The 18,029-nt window shown below is 52.4% G+C and carries 17 protein-coding genes; 6 read left to right on the forward strand and 11 right to left on the reverse strand.

Annotated elements, in window-relative coordinates; all coding sequences use genetic code 11:
* Positions 1 to 2 precede the first annotated feature (2 nt).
* The 6 genes from tatA to udp all read right to left on the reverse strand — a co-directional run bounded on the left by tatA (position 3) and on the right by udp (position 5,898).
* Complete coding sequence (gene tatA, locus ACVV26_RS20970) at positions 3 to 254, reverse strand: Sec-independent protein translocase subunit TatA (protein WP_125295483.1); 252 nt, start codon at positions 252 to 254, stop codon at positions 3 to 5.
* A gap of 173 nt (positions 255 to 427) precedes the next feature.
* The gene (gene ubiB / locus ACVV26_RS20975; RefSeq protein WP_474799170.1) at positions 428 to 2,074 is read right to left on the reverse strand and encodes a ubiquinone biosynthesis regulatory protein kinase UbiB; all 1,647 of its coding nucleotides are present in this window, start codon (positions 2,072 to 2,074) and stop codon (positions 428 to 430) included.
* Positions 2,071 to 2,676, reverse strand: coding sequence for a ubiquinone biosynthesis protein UbiJ (gene ubiJ, locus ACVV26_RS20980; RefSeq protein ID WP_474799171.1), 606 nt, complete (start codon positions 2,674 to 2,676; stop codon positions 2,071 to 2,073). The genes ubiB and ubiJ overlap by 4 nt, the downstream gene beginning before the upstream one ends.
* Before the next feature lie 12 nt (positions 2,677 to 2,688).
* Positions 2,689 to 3,444 (reverse strand): bifunctional demethylmenaquinone methyltransferase/2-methoxy-6-polyprenyl-1,4-benzoquinol methylase UbiE, encoded by a 756-nt coding sequence (gene ubiE / locus ACVV26_RS20985; protein WP_125295480.1) that lies wholly within the window; start codon positions 3,442 to 3,444, stop codon positions 2,689 to 2,691.
* A gap of 78 nt (positions 3,445 to 3,522) precedes the next feature.
* A complete protein-coding gene (gene rmuC / locus ACVV26_RS20990; protein WP_474799173.1) occupies positions 3,523 to 4,959 on the reverse strand; it encodes a DNA recombination protein RmuC in 1,437 nt (478 codons plus the stop codon).
* A gap of 177 nt (positions 4,960 to 5,136) precedes the next feature.
* Positions 5,137 to 5,898: a uridine phosphorylase gene (udp, locus tag ACVV26_RS20995; protein ID WP_474799175.1), complete on the reverse strand. Its 762-nt coding sequence runs from the start codon at positions 5,896 to 5,898 to the stop codon at positions 5,137 to 5,139.
* Positions 5,899 to 6,148: 250 nt separating this feature from the next.
* Here udp and ACVV26_RS21000 point away from each other — a divergent pair, with 250 nt between their 5' ends.
* Positions 6,149 to 6,970 (forward strand): dienelactone hydrolase family protein, encoded by an 822-nt coding sequence (locus ACVV26_RS21000; RefSeq protein WP_474799177.1) that lies wholly within the window; start codon positions 6,149 to 6,151, stop codon positions 6,968 to 6,970.
* Positions 6,971 to 7,024: 54 nt separating this feature from the next.
* Here ACVV26_RS21000 and metE read toward each other — a convergent pair whose 3' ends face one another.
* Positions 7,025 to 9,286, reverse strand: coding sequence for a 5-methyltetrahydropteroyltriglutamate--homocysteine S-methyltransferase (gene metE, locus ACVV26_RS21005; RefSeq protein WP_474799179.1), 2,262 nt, complete (start codon positions 9,284 to 9,286; stop codon positions 7,025 to 7,027).
* Positions 9,287 to 9,403: 117 nt separating this feature from the next.
* On the opposite strand from metE, the gene metR reads away from it, so the two are divergent.
* Positions 9,404 to 10,357 (forward strand): HTH-type transcriptional regulator MetR, encoded by a 954-nt coding sequence (gene metR, locus ACVV26_RS21010; protein WP_474799181.1) that lies wholly within the window; start codon positions 9,404 to 9,406, stop codon positions 10,355 to 10,357.
* On the opposite strand, the gene ACVV26_RS21015 is transcribed toward metR, so the two are convergent.
* The 3 genes from ACVV26_RS21015 to pldB all read right to left on the reverse strand — a co-directional run bounded on the left by ACVV26_RS21015 (position 10,245) and on the right by pldB (position 13,111).
* A complete protein-coding gene (locus ACVV26_RS21015) occupies positions 10,245 to 11,144 on the reverse strand; it encodes a carboxylate/amino acid/amine transporter (protein ID WP_474799182.1) in 900 nt (299 codons plus the stop codon). The genes metR and ACVV26_RS21015 overlap by 113 nt on opposite strands.
* A gap of 120 nt (positions 11,145 to 11,264) precedes the next feature.
* A complete protein-coding gene (gene yigL / locus ACVV26_RS21020) occupies positions 11,265 to 12,071 on the reverse strand; it encodes a sugar/pyridoxal phosphate phosphatase YigL (RefSeq protein WP_312984520.1) in 807 nt (268 codons plus the stop codon).
* A 47-nt stretch (positions 12,072 to 12,118) separates the two neighbouring features.
* Complete coding sequence (gene pldB, locus ACVV26_RS21025) at positions 12,119 to 13,111, reverse strand: lysophospholipase L2 (RefSeq protein ID WP_312984522.1); 993 nt, start codon at positions 13,109 to 13,111, stop codon at positions 12,119 to 12,121.
* Positions 13,112 to 13,256: 145 nt separating this feature from the next.
* On the opposite strand from pldB, the gene rhtB reads away from it, so the two are divergent.
* From rhtB to ACVV26_RS21045, 4 genes are all read left to right on the forward strand, one after another.
* Positions 13,257 to 13,877, forward strand: a complete 621-nt coding sequence (rhtB, locus tag ACVV26_RS21030; protein ID WP_474799183.1) for a homoserine/homoserine lactone efflux protein — start codon at positions 13,257 to 13,259, stop codon at positions 13,875 to 13,877.
* Positions 13,878 to 14,258: 381 nt separating this feature from the next.
* Complete coding sequence (locus ACVV26_RS21035; RefSeq protein WP_474799184.1) at positions 14,259 to 14,768, forward strand: hypothetical protein; 510 nt, start codon at positions 14,259 to 14,261, stop codon at positions 14,766 to 14,768.
* Positions 14,769 to 14,954: 186 nt separating this feature from the next.
* A complete protein-coding gene (locus tag ACVV26_RS21040; protein WP_474799185.1) occupies positions 14,955 to 15,791 on the forward strand; it encodes a Hint domain-containing protein in 837 nt (278 codons plus the stop codon).
* 1 nt (position 15,792) lies between these two features.
* On the forward strand, positions 15,793 to 17,313 hold the full coding sequence (locus ACVV26_RS21045) for an amidohydrolase family protein (protein WP_474799186.1): 1,521 nt from the start codon (positions 15,793 to 15,795) through the stop codon (positions 17,311 to 17,313).
* Positions 17,314 to 17,393: 80 nt separating this feature from the next.
* Here the strand turns inward: ACVV26_RS21045 and rhtC are convergent, their stop codons facing one another.
* Positions 17,394 to 18,014, reverse strand: a complete 621-nt coding sequence (rhtC, locus tag ACVV26_RS21050; protein ID WP_474799188.1) for a threonine export protein RhtC — start codon at positions 18,012 to 18,014, stop codon at positions 17,394 to 17,396.
* Positions 18,015 to 18,029: the final 15 nt, after the last annotated feature.

Below are 18,029 nucleotides of genomic sequence, written 5' to 3' on the forward strand. Positions count from 1 at the left end.
GCTTACACCTGCTCTTTATCGTTGCTCTTCGCTTCGTCTTTCTTTACGTCGCTTTGCTTATCAGAAAGAGATTTCGCAGTGAAATCAGCATCCTGAGTGGAGGTGTTTTTCGGCTCGTCATCGCCCATGGCTTTCTTGAAACCTTTGATGGAGGCACCCAGATCGGAACCCAGAGAACTGAGCTTTTTGGTCCCGAAAAGCAGAACGACGATAACGACAATGATCAATAACTGCCAAATACTAATGCCACCCATATAAATCCTCAGCTACAGATGATGAAATTTGCAAACCGCATTATATACCGCTCATTATCCAGGCTGCATCAGCGATGGTAAACATATCCACAATGGTCACAGAGTTTTTGTGCTAATTGTGAAAATAACGCTCGCTTTTTGGATAACTTTCAACGCAGTCATTCCATGATGTATTAAATCGAGCCAGTACGACGCCAGCCAATCAGCCATACGACAATACCGCCCGCCATAACCCATGCCGGGATTAAGTCCCATTCCGGGCGAGTCACCAGCATTAACGTTCCGCTTAACAGCAACGTCGCGCCAATACCAAACAGGTAACGTGACTGTCCTTGCCGCACGCGCTGTTCGTGTAACTCGCGGGCGATTTTATCAACGCTTTGTTGCAATTGTTTGCCCTGGCGCAAACTGTCGTACACCAGTTCAGGTATTTCTGGCATTTTTTCGATCCAGAACGGTGCTTTCTCTTTAAAAGAGCGAACCAGCGCCGGAAAACCCACCTGATCTTTGATCCAGGATTCCAGAAAAGGTTTCGCCGTTTTCCATAAATCGAGCTGTGGATAAAGTTGGCGACCAACGCCTTCCACGTACAACAGCGTTTTTTGCAAAAGTACCAGTTGCGGCTGCACTTCCATATTGAAACGACGTGCAGTGTTGAACAAATTCAGCAGCACGTGACCAAAAGAGATTTCCGCCAGCGGCTTCTCAAAGATGGGCTCGCACACGGTACGAATCGCAAACTCAAACTCTTCGACGTTGGTATCCGGCGGTACCCAGCCTGAATCCACGTGCAGTTCGGCTACCTTACGGTAATCGCGATTAAAGAAGGCGATGAAGTTTTCCGCCAGATAGCGCTTATCTTCTTTATTCAGCGAGCCGACGATACCGCAGTCGATACCGATGTATTTGGGGTTTTCCGGGTGTTCATAGCTGACAAAAATATTGCCTGGATGCATATCGGCATGGAAGAAACTGTCACGGAAGACCTGGGTGAAGAACACCTGAACGCCGCGTTCCGCCAGCAACTGCATATTGGTGCCGTTGCGCTCAAGGGTTTCCACGTCAGAGACCGGAATACCGTAAATGCGCTCCATCACCAGCATATTTTCACTGCAATAATCTGAATAGACTTCAGGCACATACAGCATCGGGCTCTCTTCGAAATTGCGCCGTAGCTGGATGGCGTTTGCCGCTTCGCGCAGCAAATTCAGCTCATCAATCAGCGTTTTCTCATACTCCCGCACCACTTCCACCGGCCGTAAGCGGCGACCATCCGGCAATAAGCGAGGTACCCAGCGTGCCAGACGGTAGATAAGCTTCAAATCAGCTCTGATAATCGGCAGGATGTCAGGACGAATAACCTTAATGACGACTTCTTTACCGTTCTCTTTCAGCTTTGCCGTATGCACCTGGGCAATGGACGCCGATGCAAGGGGGTTGATGTCGAACTCATCGAACCAGGTTTCCACCGGAATATCGCCCATCGACTTTTCAATTTGGCGCTTCGCCAGCACGCCGTCAAAGGGCGCAACGCGATCCTGCAACATAGCAAGCTGGTCGGCGATTTGCGGTGGGAACAGGTCACGGCGGGTAGACAGCATCTGACCAAACTTAATCCACACCGGGCCGAGTTCCTGAAGCGCCAGACGCAGCCGTTGGCCTAACTCTTTGTCGCCATGACGGTTGGGCATCCAGAACAGGGTGCGCCGCCATAAGCGCAGCGGCAATGTGATGCGGATCCTCGGTATGAGCTCGTCCAGCCCATAGCTTAAGAAAGTACGAATGATGAAGTACAGGCGCCGAATTTCACCTGGCGTCATTTGGCCTCCAGCGTTTCTAAACGACCAATAAGCGCATCGAGCGAGCGCGCAAGTGCATCAGTTTCTTCAGCAAACCAGGCGACTTCCAGCGGACCGGGGGCCATGCGCCACTCTTCCGTCACCGCTTCTGCAAGATAGCGCTGATTGCGTTCAACGCCTTTTTTCACAAAGCGTGCGCCGGTGCGTAAGAATTTGCCCAGCCCTTCTGCGGCGATATCGCCAATATAGGGCGCAAGCAGTTCAGCCGGGTCGAACTCTGCCAAATCCATCAGGGATACCAGATTCTGTACCACCTGGATATCACCTTCGACTTCCAGATCGCCACGGCGGATCAGCGCAGTCAACTGCTGGCGGTTGCGCAGTTCCGGCAATACGGAGAGACGCGTTGTCACCGAACAGTCGGTCTCGCCTTCCCATTGCCCCAGCACATCAACCTGCTGTTCGCTGAAGATCAATACCAGCGGGGTAGAGAATTCGCGGAGGGCAATACGCAACACCTTTCCCTGCAACCGCTGACGTGCAGATTTAAGCGCCCGATCCTGATACAAAAAAGCGTTTAACGCCCCTTCGATACCGGCGGTAATAAGCGGTGTTATTGGCATCCGCGGCCTCCCTTAAAACTTATAACCACGATGAAGCGCGACAATACCCGCGGTCATATTGAAATATTCGACGTTATCGAAACCGGCATCCGCCATCATCGCTTTCAGCGTGTCCTGGTTTGGATGCATACGGATAGATTCCGCCAGATAGCGGTAACTTTCCGCGTCCTGCGCCACCAGCTCGCCGATGCGCGGCAGCACGTGAAATGAGTAAGCGTCATAGGCTTTGCTTAACGGGTCGATAACCGGTTTGGAAAACTCCAGCACCAGCAGGCGGCCACCGGGCTTCAACACGCGATACATGGAGCGCAGCGCTTTGTCTTTGTCGGTGACGTTGCGCAGGCCAAACGAGATGGTGATGCAATCAAAGGTATTATCCGGGAACGGCAGCGCTTCCGCGTTGGCCTGAACGTATTCAACGTTGCCCACCACGCCGATATTACGCAGTTTTTCACGGCCCATTTTCAGCATCGAGTCGTTGATATCCGCCAGCACCACCGTACCGGTTTCGCCCACCAGACGGGAAAACTTCGCCGTCAGATCGCCAGTCCCTCCCGCCAGATCCAACACCTTCTGTCCACGGCGCACACCGCTGCAATCAATAGTAAAGCGCTTCCATAAGCGATGGATCCCGAACGACATCAGGTCATTCATAACGTCATATTTCGCTGCAACAGAATGGAAAACCTGCGCCACCATATCCGCCTTCTGCGCTTTCGCTACGGTCTGAAAGCCAAAGTGCGTTGTGTCCTGTGAATCATCAACCATTTCGGAGCCTGCTATTGATAAAAAATGTTCGTGAAGTGTAACAGATTGGGCGCGATTGCCCTATGTTTCAAGCCTGTTTTAACAATCGTTACCGGTGCGCTGAACAGGCGGAATCGGCCCTGGCGCGTTGTTTTGCGAATAGTTTTTCGGCTCATCGTCAATGCTGCGCAAACGAAACTCTTCGTCATCCAGACGCGCTTGTTCCACCATTTCCGGATTAATCTCGCGCTTTACTTCCACGCCAAGCGTGCGAAACGCGTCAGCCTGCGCCAGCAGGTTTCCACGTCCGGAGCTGAGCTTTTTCATGGCCTGCCGGTAGTTTTCCTGCGCTTTATCCAGCCCCTGCCCGACGGCGGACATATCATCAACAAACAGCCGCATTTTGTCGTACAGCTTTGCGGCGCGTTCGGCAATTTGCTGGGCGTTCTGGTTTTGATGCTCGTACCGCCACAGGTTGGCAATGGTGCGTAACGCCACCAGCAAAGTGGTGGGGCTGACCAGCATGATGTTACTTTTCAGTGCTTCGCTGATCAGTTCCGGTTGCCGGTCGATAGCCAGTAAAAATGCGGGCTCGACGGGAATAAACATTAAGACATAATCCAGCGACCGCAAGCCGGGAAGCTGTTGGTAATCTTTACGACTGAGTAAGCGAATATGGCTGCGAATGGCTGCGATGTGCTCATTCAGCGCCAGTTCACGTTGGTATTCATCTTCAGCGTTGAAGTAACGCTCGTAGGCCACCAGCGTCATCTTGGCATCTACCACCACGTCTTTGTCCTGGGGGAGACGCACAATCACGTCCGGCTGCATACGGCTGCGATCGTCTAACTGAATATTGACCTGGGTTTGATACTCATACCCTTCGCGTAAACCGGATGCTTCCAGTACCCGCGTCAGCACCACTTCACCCCAGTTGCCCTGGGTTTTATTGTCGCCTTTCAGCGCCCGGGTCAGGTTAATCGCCTCCTGGGCCATTTGCGCGTTGAGCTGCTGTAAATTGCGGATTTCATGGGTCAGCGTGTGGCGTTCACGCGCTTCCTGGCCGAAGCTGTCCTGCACCTGGCGGCGAAAACCATCAAGTTGTTCGCGCAGGGGGGTGAGCAGCCCGTTCAGGCTCTGGCGGTTTTGCTCCTCCACCTGGCGATGGCTGCGGTCAAAAATGCGGTTTGCGAGGTTTTCGAACTGCTCACTGAGGCGCTGCTCGCTGCTCATCATCTGGCGCAGTTTGTCGTCGTTATGCTGACGCGTGGTTTCAAGCAGCGTGGTGACTTCGCGCAGATCGGCTTCGAGCGAGCTTTTGATATCCCTCAGGGTGCGCAGTTCGCCGTTAAGCAATTCGCACTCTTCGCGCCAGTGCTCGTACGCCTGTTTCGTCGCGCTTAACTCGCTGAACACATCGCGCTGCTCCGCCAGCAGATCAGCCTGACGCTGCGATGCCCGCAGGCTTGCGCCCAGCCAGCCGAGCAACACGCCCGCCAGCGCAACCGCCGCCATCAGTAACAGAGAGAAATCCATAATGCCTCCCGCATTAACCCCACCTGAGCAAAATGGGATTGTGCTGGATAAATGTCCAGTTTTAAAGGCATTTACTGCGAGGCCTCGCGCAAAAGATTAAAAACAAGGCGCGCCAGTGAAGGGAAAACCGGCGGGACAGGCGCCAGCCCAACAGAAATGCAGGGCTGGCGAAGTACGTTAGATCAGGCGGCGCGCGGCCTCAACCACGATTTTCACTGCGTGGCTTTCGGTCTGTTTCATAGTTTGCGCGTTCGGAATTTCCTGCTGGGTGCGGTTAACGATAACCCCGGCAACCATCCCTGCACGCAGCCCCTGGCTGGAGCACATGGTCAGCAGCGTTGCCGATTCCATCTCATAGTTCATTACGCCCATCTGTTGCCACTCTTCCATCGAGCCTTTGTAGCGGCTAACAACGCGGCCAGAGAAAGTGTCGTAACGCTCCTGGCCTGGGTAGAAGGTGTCGGAAGAGGCGGTGACGCCGATGTGTGTGGTAGCGCCCACGGCTTTCGCCGCTTCTACCAGCGCGGTGGTGCAGGCGAAATCCGCTACCGCCGGGTATTCCATCGGCGCGAAATGCAGGCTTGCGCCATCAAGGCGGACGGACGCCGTCGTTACCAGCACATCGCCAACGTTGATATGCGGCTGGATTGCGCCAGTGGTTCCCACGCGCAGGAAAGTACGGATGCCCAGCTGTGCCAGTTCTTCAACAGCGATGGAGGTAGACGGGCCACCGATACCGGTAGAGCAGACGATAACCGGTTTGCCGTCCAGCTCTGCGCGCCAGGAGGTGAATTCGCGGTGTGATGCCAGCTTAACCGGCTTATCCATCAGCGCGGCGATCTTTTCCACTCGTTCCGGGTCGCCAGGTACGATGGCAAGCGTTGCGCCCTGCAGGTCGTTTTTTGTAAGGCCGAGGTGAAAAACATCAGACGTAGACATAAATGACTCCTCTTTGGGTCGGTTTGTCAGAAGCTGCAAAAGGGTACTTTACAGAAGCTGCCAAGGTAATTTCGTGACTCAATTCACTTGCATGGAATTCGCTTGCATAACATTTCCATAAAATAGTGACAATGATCACATAAAAAACCCTTCCCGGTGACGATCACAGGAACGGGTTTTACGTGTACGAATTTTCGACTCGCAGGCTATAGTTAGGTTTGCGCTAAAAAAATGGTTACGGAGCCTGGCCATGACAAAACAAAACACAACAGACAACCCTTCAGGATTTGCTTCCGCCGCTTCACCTGTCGCTTCAACGGTAGTACATACCGCCGAAGATGCCATCCATTGTGGCGAAACTTCAATTCCAAGCCAGGGCGAAAACATGCCGGCCTGGTATGCCCGCCCGGAAAATGCCGACCAACCTTTACCGGTGGTTATCGTGGTGCAGGAGATTTTCGGCGTCCACGAACATATTCGCGATATCTGCCGCCGCCTGGCCCATGGAGGCTACCTGGCCGTCGCGCCGGAACTCTATTTCCGCCAGGGAGATCCGGCGGAATATGACGATATCCCGTCGCTGTTCAGCGGCCTGGTCAGCAAAGTGCCCGACGCTCAGGTGCTGGCGGATCTCGATCATGTGGCGAACTGGGCTTCCCGTCAGGGCGGTGACCCGCATCGTCTGATGATGACCGGTTTCTGCTGGGGCGGACGCATCACGTGGCTATACGCCGCGCATAACCCGCAGCTAAAAGCCGCTGTGGCGTGGTATGGCAAATTGCTGGGTGATAAAACGCTCAACTCGCCAAAACATCCGGTGGATATCGCCGTGGATCTTAACGCGCCGGTGCTGGGTCTGTACGGGGCTCAGGACACGGGCATTTCACTGGAAAGCGTGGAGACGATGCGCCAGGCGCTGCGCGCTGCGAATGCTAACGCAGAAATCGTGGTTTATCCCGAAGCCGGCCACGCGTTTAACGCTGATTATCGCCCGAGCTATCATGCGGAATCTGCCGCAGACGGCTGGCAGAGAATGCTGGAGTGGTTTAGCCGTTACGGCACTAAAAAGTAACGGCCAGTTTGCATCAAAAGTTAAACCCGCTCCTGTTCAGGAGCGGGTTTTTTATTACGCGCTACGCAGGTTCTGCGCCGCTTTGACCATGTTCGCCAGCGCCTGGCGGGTTTCCGGCCAGCCGCGCGTTTTCAAGCCGCAATCCGGGTTAACCCACAAACGCTGCGCCGGAATACGCTGCGCCGCTTTTTGCAGCAGCGCCTCAATCCATTCCACATCCGGCACGTTCGGCGAGTGGATGTCGTACACGCCCGGGCCGATTTCATTCGGGTATTCGAACTCTTCAAAGGATTCCAGCAGCTCCATATCCGACCGTGAGGTTTCGATAGTGATCACATCTGCATCCAGCGCGGCAATGGAATCCATGATGTCATTGAACTCGCAGTAACACATATGGGTGTGGATCTGGGTATCATCGCGTACCACGGCGGCGTTCAGGCGGAACGCTTCCACGCCCCACGCCAGATAGGCCTGCCAGTCGGCGCGACGCAGCGGCAGCCCTTCGCGCAGTGCCGGTTCGTCAATCTGGATAATGCCAATCCCGGCGGCTTCCAGGTCGGCCACTTCATCGCGCAGCGCCAGCGCAATCTGCTTAGCGATGGTTTCGCGGCTGACGTCTTCACGCGGGAACGACCAGCAAAGGATCGTCACCGGGCCAGTCAACATGCCTTTAACCGGCTTGTCGGTCAGGGACTGCGCGTACTTCGCCCACTCCACGGTAATCGGCTCAGGACGGCTGATATCACCAATCACCACTGGCGGCTTCACGCAGCGTGAACCGTAGCTCTGCACCCAACCGTTTTGGGTAAATACGAAGCCGTCCAGGTGCTCGCCGAAGTATTCCACCATGTCGTTACGTTCCGCTTCTCCGTGAACCAGCACGTCAAGGCCGAGGCGCTCCTGCTCAACAATCGCCTGCTTGATGTGTTCGGCAATGCCGGTGCGATAGTTGCTGGCGTCCAGATTCCCTTTTTTGAAGTCCAGGCGCAGGCCGCGGATCTCGGTGGTTTGCGGGAATGAACCGATAGTAGTGGTCGGCCATGCCGGAAGATTAAACCGCGCGCGCTGTGCTTCGGCACGTACCGGGTAGGCGCTGGCACGCTGGCTATCCTGCGCGGTAATTGCCGCCAGACGCTCGCACACCGCCGGGTTGTGTACACGGGCAGAGTGGCGACGCGCCTGAATCGGGGCGCTCCATTGGGCAATTTTAGCCGTATCGCCGGTTTTCAGGGCGTCGCGCAGTAGCGCCAGTTCTTCACATTTTTGCAGGGCGAAGGCGAACCAGCTTTTTACTTCCGTATCCAGACGGGTTTCCACGCTCAGATCGATTGGGCTGTGCAGCAGGGAGCAGGAGGATGCCACCCATACGGCGCGTTTACCGACGATGTCTTTAATCTGCCCATATTTTTCCGTCAGATCGGCACGCCAGACGTTACGACCGTTAATCACACCCGCAGACAGCAGCCACTCGGACGGCAAACGCTGATGCAGTTCTGCCACGTCGTCTTTGCCTTGCACCAAATCAACGTGCAGGCCCTGCACCGGCAGTGCGGCGATGGTATCCAGATTCGGCGTGACGCCTTCAAAATAGGTGGTCAGCAGCAGTTTGCTATTGCCCTGCAACGCGTCATAAGCCGGTTTGTAGGCGTCCAGCCACGCTTGCGGGAGTTCCAGCACCAGCGCCGGTTCGTCAATCTGTACCCACTCGATGCCGCGTTTTGCCAGTTCCGCCAGCACCTGCTGGTAAACCGGCAGGATGTCATTGAGCAGCGACAGGCGGTCAAACTGTTGGCCTTTCACTTTGCCCAACCACAGATAGGTGATCGGCCCCAGCAGTACCGGTTTAATGTGGTGGCCCAGCGCCAGCGCTTCGTCCACTTCATCCAGTAACTGGGTCCAGGTCAGTTTGAACTGCTGGCCTTTAACAAATTCCGGCACCATATAGTGATAGTTAGTATTAAACCATTTGGTCATTTCCGCTGCCGCTGCTGGTTCACCGGTTGGCGCGCGGCCACGGCCAATGCGGAACAGGGTATCGATATCCACGGAGCCGTCTTTATTCCGGTGGCGCGCTGGCACGTTGCCCAGCAGCAGGCTGGTCGTCAGAACATGATCGTACCAGGCGAAATCGCCCACCGGCAGCAGGTCCACGCCTGCCGCTTTTTGCTGATCCCAGTGGCGGGCACGCAGCTCGCGCCCCACCGCCAGTAATTCTTCACGGGTGCTGTTGCCCGCCCAGTAACTTTCTTGCGCTTTTTTCAATTCGCGACGCAGGCCAACGCGAGGGAAACCGAGGGTGTGATTGTAGATTGTCATTGTCTGCCTCTTAGGGAATTCTAGGTATTTAGCCGTCCAGATGTTTACACATCCATAATCAGCAGTTACTGTATATTCCTCAAGCGCAAATTCCTCATGGCAAAGTGAAGGACTTTCATGATCGAAATTAAACACCTTAAGACCCTGCTGGCCCTGCAGAACTGCGGTTCACTCGCCGCTGCGGCCGCCACGCTGCATCAGACGCAGTCTGCTCTCTCTCATCAGTTCAGCGATCTGGAGCAGCGCCTCGGGTTTAAGCTATTCGTTCGTAAAAGCCAGCCGCTGCGCTTTACCCCGCAGGGCGAGATTCTGCTGCAACTGGCAACTCAGGTGCTACCGCAAATCAGCCGGGCGCTACAGGAGTGCAATGAACCGCAGCAGTCCCAGTTGCGGATTGCGATTGAGTGCCACAGCTGTATTCAGTGGCTGACCCCGGCGCTGGAGAATTTCCGCAAGCAGTGGCCGCTGGTAGAGATGGATTTCAAATCGGGCGTCACGTTCGACCCACAGCCTGCGCTTCAGCAGAGCGAGCTGGACGTGGTATTAACGTCCGACATTTTGCCGCGCAGCGGTCTGCACTATTCGCCGATGTTTGATTTTGAAGTGCGTCTGGTGCTGGCGACCGATCATCCGCTGGCCAGCAAACCGCGCATCACGCCAGAAGACTTCTCCGGGGAAACGCTGCTGATTTACCCGGTGCAGCGCCAGCGCCTGGACGTGTGGCGTCATTTTCTGGAGCCTGCTGGCGTCAGCCCGTCGCTGAAAAGCGTTGATAACACGCTGCTGTTGATTCAGATGGTGTCGGCGCGGATGGGTATCGCCGCGCTGCCGCACTGGGTAGTGGAGAGTTTTGAACGCCAGGGCCTGGTCGTGACCAAAACCCTGGGTGAAGGATTGTGGAGCCGGCTGTACGCCGCTGTGCGCGATGGCGAGCAGCGTCAGCCGGTTATCGATGCGTTTATTCGCTCTGCGCGGAACCACGCATGCGATCATCTGCCGTTTGTGAAGAGCGCGGCGCGACCCAGCGTCGATGGACCCACAGCGAAGCCATTATCACCGACCCACCAATAATAAAACTCGGCCAGTGGGGTTGCTCTTGCCAGATGGCGAGGTTAACCAGCAGCCCCGCCGGGACATGCACGTTGTTCATGATCCCTAACGTACCGGCATCCACCTGCGTTGCCCCGTAGTTCCACATAAAGTAGCCCAGCCCGGACGCCACAACGCCCAGCCAGATCAGTACACTCCATTGCAGCGTGGTGCCAGGCAGTTTGTTTGGATTGCCTAACGCCAGCCAGGCCACGCCCGCCACCACAAACGCGCCGAGATAAAACCACGAGAACGCGTTGTGCTGCGGCATCGGATGCACTTCCATCAGTCGCTTGTAGCCAACCATCCCGATAGCAAAGCTGATGTTCGCCAGTTGCACCAGCAGCAACCCAAACCAGAAATGCTCGCTGAGCTGATCGTAACGAATAATCGCCGCGCCAATCACCGCCAGCAGCGCGCTGAACGCGTAGCCCCAGCGCAATGGGCGGCGGCTGAGCAGGTCGTAAATCAGCGTGATATACAACGGCGTCAGGACGGTAAACAGCAAGAACTCGGAGACCGTCAGGTAAAGATAAGCGCGGAAGCTGAACAGGTACATCACGCCCAGTTGAAGCGCGCCCACCAGCATATACAGCGCGATAACTTTCGGTTTCAGGCCCTTAAAACGCAGGAACGGCAAAAACACCAGCGCCGCCAGCCCAACGCGCATCAGCACAGAAAAATAGCTGTCGACATGCCCGGCAAGGTATTCGCCAATCAGGCTAAAAGAAAACGCCCACAGAATGGTGGTGATAATGAGTAGCGGCACAATGTTTCCCCGGGAATACCCGTTTCCAGCAGAAAACCGCATTGTAGCGAGAGTGAACGATATGAGCTTGGGTATTTGGTTGACGAGTGGTTAAATATAAACCACTCGTCACTTTGTCGCTTAGGCTTCGTTAAGGAATAAACGGCGTAGATAGTGCGGGACCGCATTGTCGGCGTTAGTGCCAATCACTTCCAGCGTCGGCAGCAGATCTTTCAGGCGCTGGTGCGCGTTAGCCATAATGCAGCCTTTGCCTGCCATCGACAGCATCTCCGCATCGTTCATCCCGTCGCCAAACGCGATGCACTCTTTCAGGGAATAGCCGATCGCTTTAGATACCGCCTCCAGCGCATGGCCTTTGGAAACGCCGCCCGCCATAACCTCCAGGCAGGTTAAGGTAGAGAAACTGACGTTAACCCTGTCGCCCCAGCGCGCATTAATCGCCTGCTCCAGCGGCAGCAATTTCTTGTGATCGTCACAGGTGAAGAACACTTTGCTGATGCCTTCCGGCTCCAGCACGCCCGGCTCAAATAGGGTGTATTTAAAAACGGCTTCGCGGAAATATTTCATTTCGTCCGGGCGGTGGCGGTTCATAAACCAGTCGTCATTACGGTAAACGTTGGTCACGATATCGGGGTTGGTATGCACCACGCCAAACAGATCGGCGGCGATATCGCGATCCAGGTTATGGCTGAACACCAGCTTACCGTCGGTATCATGCACCCGCGCGCCGTTTGAGGTGATCATGTAGGCCTTGATTTCAAGGTTGTCGCGGATTTGGGCCACGTCCACATGGTGACGCCCCGTCGCAAACACAAAGTTAATGCCGCGAGCCGTCAGCAATTTCAGCGTCTCTTTCGCAAAAGGAGACAGGGTGTGGTCAGGGGATAAAAGGGTACCGTCTAAATCAGACGCAACGACCTGATACATAAAAATAATAACCTCTGGTTGGTAACAGGCGGCCTGACCGCCAGTAGTTAATTATGCGCATCGAAAAAGTCGACGATGGCATTAAGCGCCTCGGCGCGCATAGCGTCCTTTTCAAACAGGATCTCATGGTACGCACCGTTAATGACGAAAGGTTTACCCCCCCAACAGGGGTGGCCCGCCGCGGCCCGAATTTCACAGAAGCGATCGTGCATGCGGTTATCCACCACACGTTCTTCTTCTGCCTGGAGGAGCAATGTCGGCGTGGTCATCGCAGTGGCCCCTGCTAAAACCTGCTCTCCGGCAAGGATGCCTTCTCTTACCCAATGATACGTCGGCCCGCCTACGCGCAACGTTGGTTCATCGGCGTAAAAACGCAAGTTGCGGCGATAGCGTTGCCGGCTGTGGGTTAACACGTTAATCGCAAACGGCAACGCGCGCCAGCGGCCAGTGCCAATAGCATAGCCTTCCCGGATACGCTGGTGCCCTTCCGCCCAGTCGAGGATTTGACGCACCATCCAGTCGGGCAAGCGCAGCACAATCCCAAACATCGGGGCGCAAAACGCGATGGCGTCAAATGCGTCCGGGCGGCGTTCTAAAAACAGCGCGGAGATCGCGCCGCCCATGGAATGGGCTAATACATAGCGCTTACGCCACGGACCATCCTTGATTTCCTGTTCCCAGAACAGCTCCAGATCGTCGACATAATCGCTAAAACGCACCACGTGCCCACGATGGGTATCGGACAACATTCGCCCCGAACGCCCCTGACCGCGGTGATCGATGATTAATACATCATAGCCGCAATGGAACAGATCCCATGCCAGCTCGGCGTATTTCACATAGCTTTCGATGCGGCCAGGGCAAATCACCACTACCCGATCATGACTGGCTGCGCGGAAACGCACAAAGCGCACCGCCACGCCGTCCACGCCGGTAAATTCATCTTCTTCGCGCTGCTGCCAGAACGCCGTGAGCGGCCCCATAGTAAAAGCGGCGAACGCTTTTTCCCGGGAATACCATCCATTTTTGTGCTCAATCATGGGATGCCCTGCCCTGACGTTACGGAGTGAATGCGTATGAAAAATGCGGCTTCCTGCTTTGTTTGCGATGCCAGCGAGTCGGCTACTTGAAAGATAGAAGGTATAGCGTATTGTGACATAAAAGCGCTTATTCAGGGAGTTCCCCATGTCGTTCGAATGGTGGTGTACCTATTTGCTCACCACAATCATCCTCAGCCTTTCTCCTGGTTCCGGGGCCATCAACACCATGAGTACGGCGATGAGCCACGGCTATCGCGGTGCAGTTGCGTCTATTACTGGCTTGCAGCTCGGTCTGGCGATTCATATTGTACTGGTAGGGGTGGGTCTCGGCGCGCTGTTTTCCCGTTCATTAATGGCTTTTGAGATTTTAAAATGGGCGGGCGCTGCGTATCTCATCTGGCTGGGTATTCAGCAGTGGCGGGCCGCAGGAGCGATTGATTTGCACACCCTGGCGCAAAGCCAGCCGCGCCGCAAACTGTTTCAGCGCGCGGTATTTGTTAATTTAACCAACCCGAAAAGCATCGTGTTTCTTGCCGCGCTGTTTCCGCAATTTATCGTGCCTCATCAACCGCAGACCGTGCAGTATGCGATCCTCGGCGTGACGACCATTATTGTGGACGTGATTGTGATGATTGGTTATGCCACGCTCGCCACCCGCATCGCGTTGTGGATCAAAGGGCCGAAGCAGATGAAAGCGCTGAACAGAGTATTTGGATCGCTGTTTATGCTGGTGGGCGCGCTACTGGCCAGCGCGCGCCATGCCTGATAGTAATTCAGGGATAATATAATCCCTGAATTAAATCGTTATATCTCTTATTAAACTGTTTTCTGAGCGGGGAAAGGATTTTCATTCCAGTTAATGTTTATACATGCCCGACGCCACAATAGTTTATCTATTTTCTTTAACGTCCACGTTTAGTGAAAAACAATCATCCCAGCCTAATAATTAACGCCATTTCATTCACTTCGGAAATAAAAATAAGTGTGATGCGCTTCATGATATAAAAATTTGATTTGTTATTTTAAGTCACATGATCTGATGGTTTTACTAAAAGCCATTCGTGAAGACGAGCCATTATATATTTCTCTCAATTCAGGCAGGTGAGCGCCATGACGTTAATTAAAAATTCACTGAAAGAAAGTAATATTGATCTTAATAATATACGCAATTGCCCTAACCATATTTTACGCATCCTCCCCTCTTCTCCAGTGCAAAAAAAATACGCAGGAAATCGAACAGGGATATCAGGCCTTACGGTTAACTCTCCATGAAACAGAAGCCCCGAAGCCCTTCTATTTTTACGATTATATCAACATTGATGATTTTTCATGGCAACGAGGCGATGACATTATCCATCTGAATATTTACGCCTCGCTTCTGGAAGAGAAATGCCAGATTAATTTTGTTGCTCATTTTTTTAATGCGTTAACTTCTGAGCGCTATACTTCGATTGAACTGGTCTCATCGGCAAGCACGGATCGTTTTACATCGACTAATGAAATCTCGCTACAGAAAATCCATGATATTACTGATATTGAAAATCTCACTCTTGTCGCTGAATGTCAAATAGTAGATTACCTGGGTCGTACTGTTCAACTGCATATGATGAAAGAGATAACAATCAAGCAGCCAGATCTCGATTTTGGCTCATATTAATTAGCACCTGTTTATACCCATATTTATCCTAAAAAAGAGGATTCGACTATTATTTTTGGCACCAACAGGGCCCCCTACCTCCCTGTAACCTATCATCGCGATGAGAACAATATCGTTATCTCGCTTCGTCGATTACCCGAACAGTCAGGCGACTGCGATTATGTTTGTAATTTTGACAGTAAGCATATGCTGGATTACTACCCCATCCTGGCAATACCAGCAAAAGGTATTATTCGACTAGGCCGCAGCGTAATAATCGATCCTATAGTAAAAAATAAAAAGGCAATAATTGAAAGAATTAGCGTAGGCGGCGTTGCCATCATCCCCCATGATAAATTCTTACCAGAAGTCATCGACAATGGGACCCTTCAATACGAACTTGATACCGACTGGGGCATATATTTAAAACAAGCGGGTGATTTAAAGCCTCAGACCTATAATTTCACGCTGAGTTTTGATATCGAGTACCATCTCCCGGCCGGAAGTCTCCAAACCGTTACTTTTAAACTCACCAGCAAGACGAAGGAACGAATCAGGACCGGAACAGTTATCCAGGAACCTATTTTACCGTTGAAAATTATGTGGGGATGTCTGGCAGAATCGACAGTAATCACACTCTCTGATGGTCAATGCAAACCTATTAATGCTCTTTGCATTGGCGATCGAGTTTTGAGTGGTATTAACAAAAAATTTGCTACCGTAAGTAATATCTGGAAGGGAGCGGAAGATAAGCTGTTTTTAATCACGGCTGAAGATGGTAGCCAACTTGAAGCGACCGCCAGCCATCCGTTATATGTGCGGAGCGAAAACCCTATCAAGTTGAAACGCGTCAAGGATATCAATGCCAATGATTGTATAGCGACGTCAAGCCAGCAGGGTATCGCCTGGCATCGTGTCGAGTTAATCCAGCCTCTCACATGCAGCAGCACTGTTTACAACCTGTCACTGGATAATGATGAGGGATTCTATGCTAACGGTATTCTTGTCGGCGATATGAACGCGCAAAACGCGGAGGACATTTAATATGAAAGGTGCGGCCACTTATGACGAGTATTTAGCGCTTATCAAGAGCATTAAAGATCAAGACCGGAAAAGCTGGTTTAACCAAACAGAAGCTAAACTGACGCAGGGAGAAGAAAAGCTCAATGCGTATATGAAAAAGAAAAGAGATGAACTGATTGGTAACAGGAAATATATTTACGACGCTTACTCGCCTTCATTGAAGTTTCATTACGCTAAAAATGACATCATGTACAATGCGTTGTTTGAGATATTTAAAAGAATGCCTCAGGGAGGGAATTTACATATTCATACTGGCGCAACCTGGGATAACGATAAATTTACTAAGATGCTTGCAGATGTTCCTAACGTGTATGTGTACTGGGATCCTGATGCTGGGTTAAAACCGTTATATCCAAATGGAAAGCTTTATTATTTAAAAAAAGCACCTACTAATCCAAATTTTTATAATTACAGCAAGATCGCTAAAAGCAATTATCCCGTATTCATGCATTCTAAGAAGATGCTGACGTTTATTGATCCGCGCATAGATGATATAGAGTACATTTGGGATGGTTTTAATGATTATTTTATTGCAGTTTCCTCAGTCCTCAAAGTGAAAGATGTATATAAAAAATATTATGTCGCCGCGTTTAAGCATCAGTATGAACATGGAAATGATTATATTGAAATTAGGACGGGTGTTCCTGCTCTGGTAGATAGCAACGACGCGGAAATTACGGCTACTGAACCGTCAAAATCAGCCTATACTGCCGAGCCACCGGAGGCCCTCACGTTATTGAAAGCCGCATACCGCGAAGCGAAAAATTCGGGGTGCCCTGACTTAAAAGTTAAAGCCATTGTCGCGCCGAGCCGACGCACCAGTAAAGATCCTGATAGCGACATCACGGAAGCGATGGCCATTCTGAAGTGCATCCCCGAATGGCAAAGCAAATTAAAAGATGATGATGGCACTGAGTTTATCATTGGCTTTGACGTAGTCAGTGAAAAAGATATAAATCACAGAACCCAGGATTATGCCAAAAAAATTATCGACATGAGAAGCCCTGTTAACTTTTACTTCCATGACGGCGAAAGCAATTGGGTTGATAATGATAATATCCACTCGGCATGGGCATTAGGGACCCAACGCATCGGGCATGGGATTAACCTCTATAACTTCCCAACGTTATTGGGAAAAATTCGCGATGAGAAAATCCGTCTGGAAATCTGTCCTGTCAGCAATCAAATTCTGCGTTACACCAAAGATCTGCGAATTCACCCTATCGCTCAGTTTATGCAGCAAGGTGTAAAATGCGTGATTTGCTCTGACGATCCGCAGATATTCGAAACCGCAGGTATATATTATGATCTTTGGGAGGTTTATCACGGGGCCATGATTGATCTCAGCGACGTTAAAGAGCTTATTAAAAACTCCTATACCTATAGCGGTATGACTGCAGTTGAAAAATCACAAAAATTAGCAGACTGGGAGAAAAAATGGGAGAAATATATTAACGAGATACAACCGCTCATATCGCTATAACAACGCAGCGTTGATAACGCGCTCAGTAAACAAAACGCCTGACACATCGTATCAGGCATTTTTTATAGTTGAAACGCAGCTTAACGCGAAATAATCAAATGCAGCCCAAAGCCGGCAAACAGCGCGCCGGCTACGCCGTCGATCCATTTCGCCATTCTCTGGTAACCGCGACGCATCGCAGGTAGTGCGAAAAGGCTGGCTACCAGGGTAAACCAGGCAAAGGTTTCCAGAGCGATCAGCAGGAAAATGCCCAAGCGTTCACTGCTGCCGACGTTATCGCCGACGAACAGCGAGAATACGCTGCCGAAATAGATAATCGCTTTCGGGTTCGCCAGGTTAGTCAGCAAGCCTTTCAGGAAGCTGCGTCCGCCGCGCGCCAGTTCAACATTCGGTTCGTGCGCAGGGGCGTCGCTTTTCTTCAGTGCGCCGCGCAGCATTTGATAGCCCATCCAGCACAGATACAACCCGCCGCCCACCATAATGATGTTATGCAGCCAGGCCATTTTTTCGAGGATAATGTGCAAACCCAGCAACGCCACGCCGGACCACACCATTACGCCTGCGGTAATACCCAGTACGCCAAGCATGGCTTCTTTTCGCGAGCGACTTACCGCCGTTTGGGAGACAAAGAAAAAATCAGGGCCGGGACTCATGAGCGCCACCAGATGAACCAGCGCCACCGTAAAGAAAAGCGTTAACATGATTGACTCGCAGAC

Source organism: Atlantibacter sp. MEI4A-1023 (assembly GCF_056155425.1).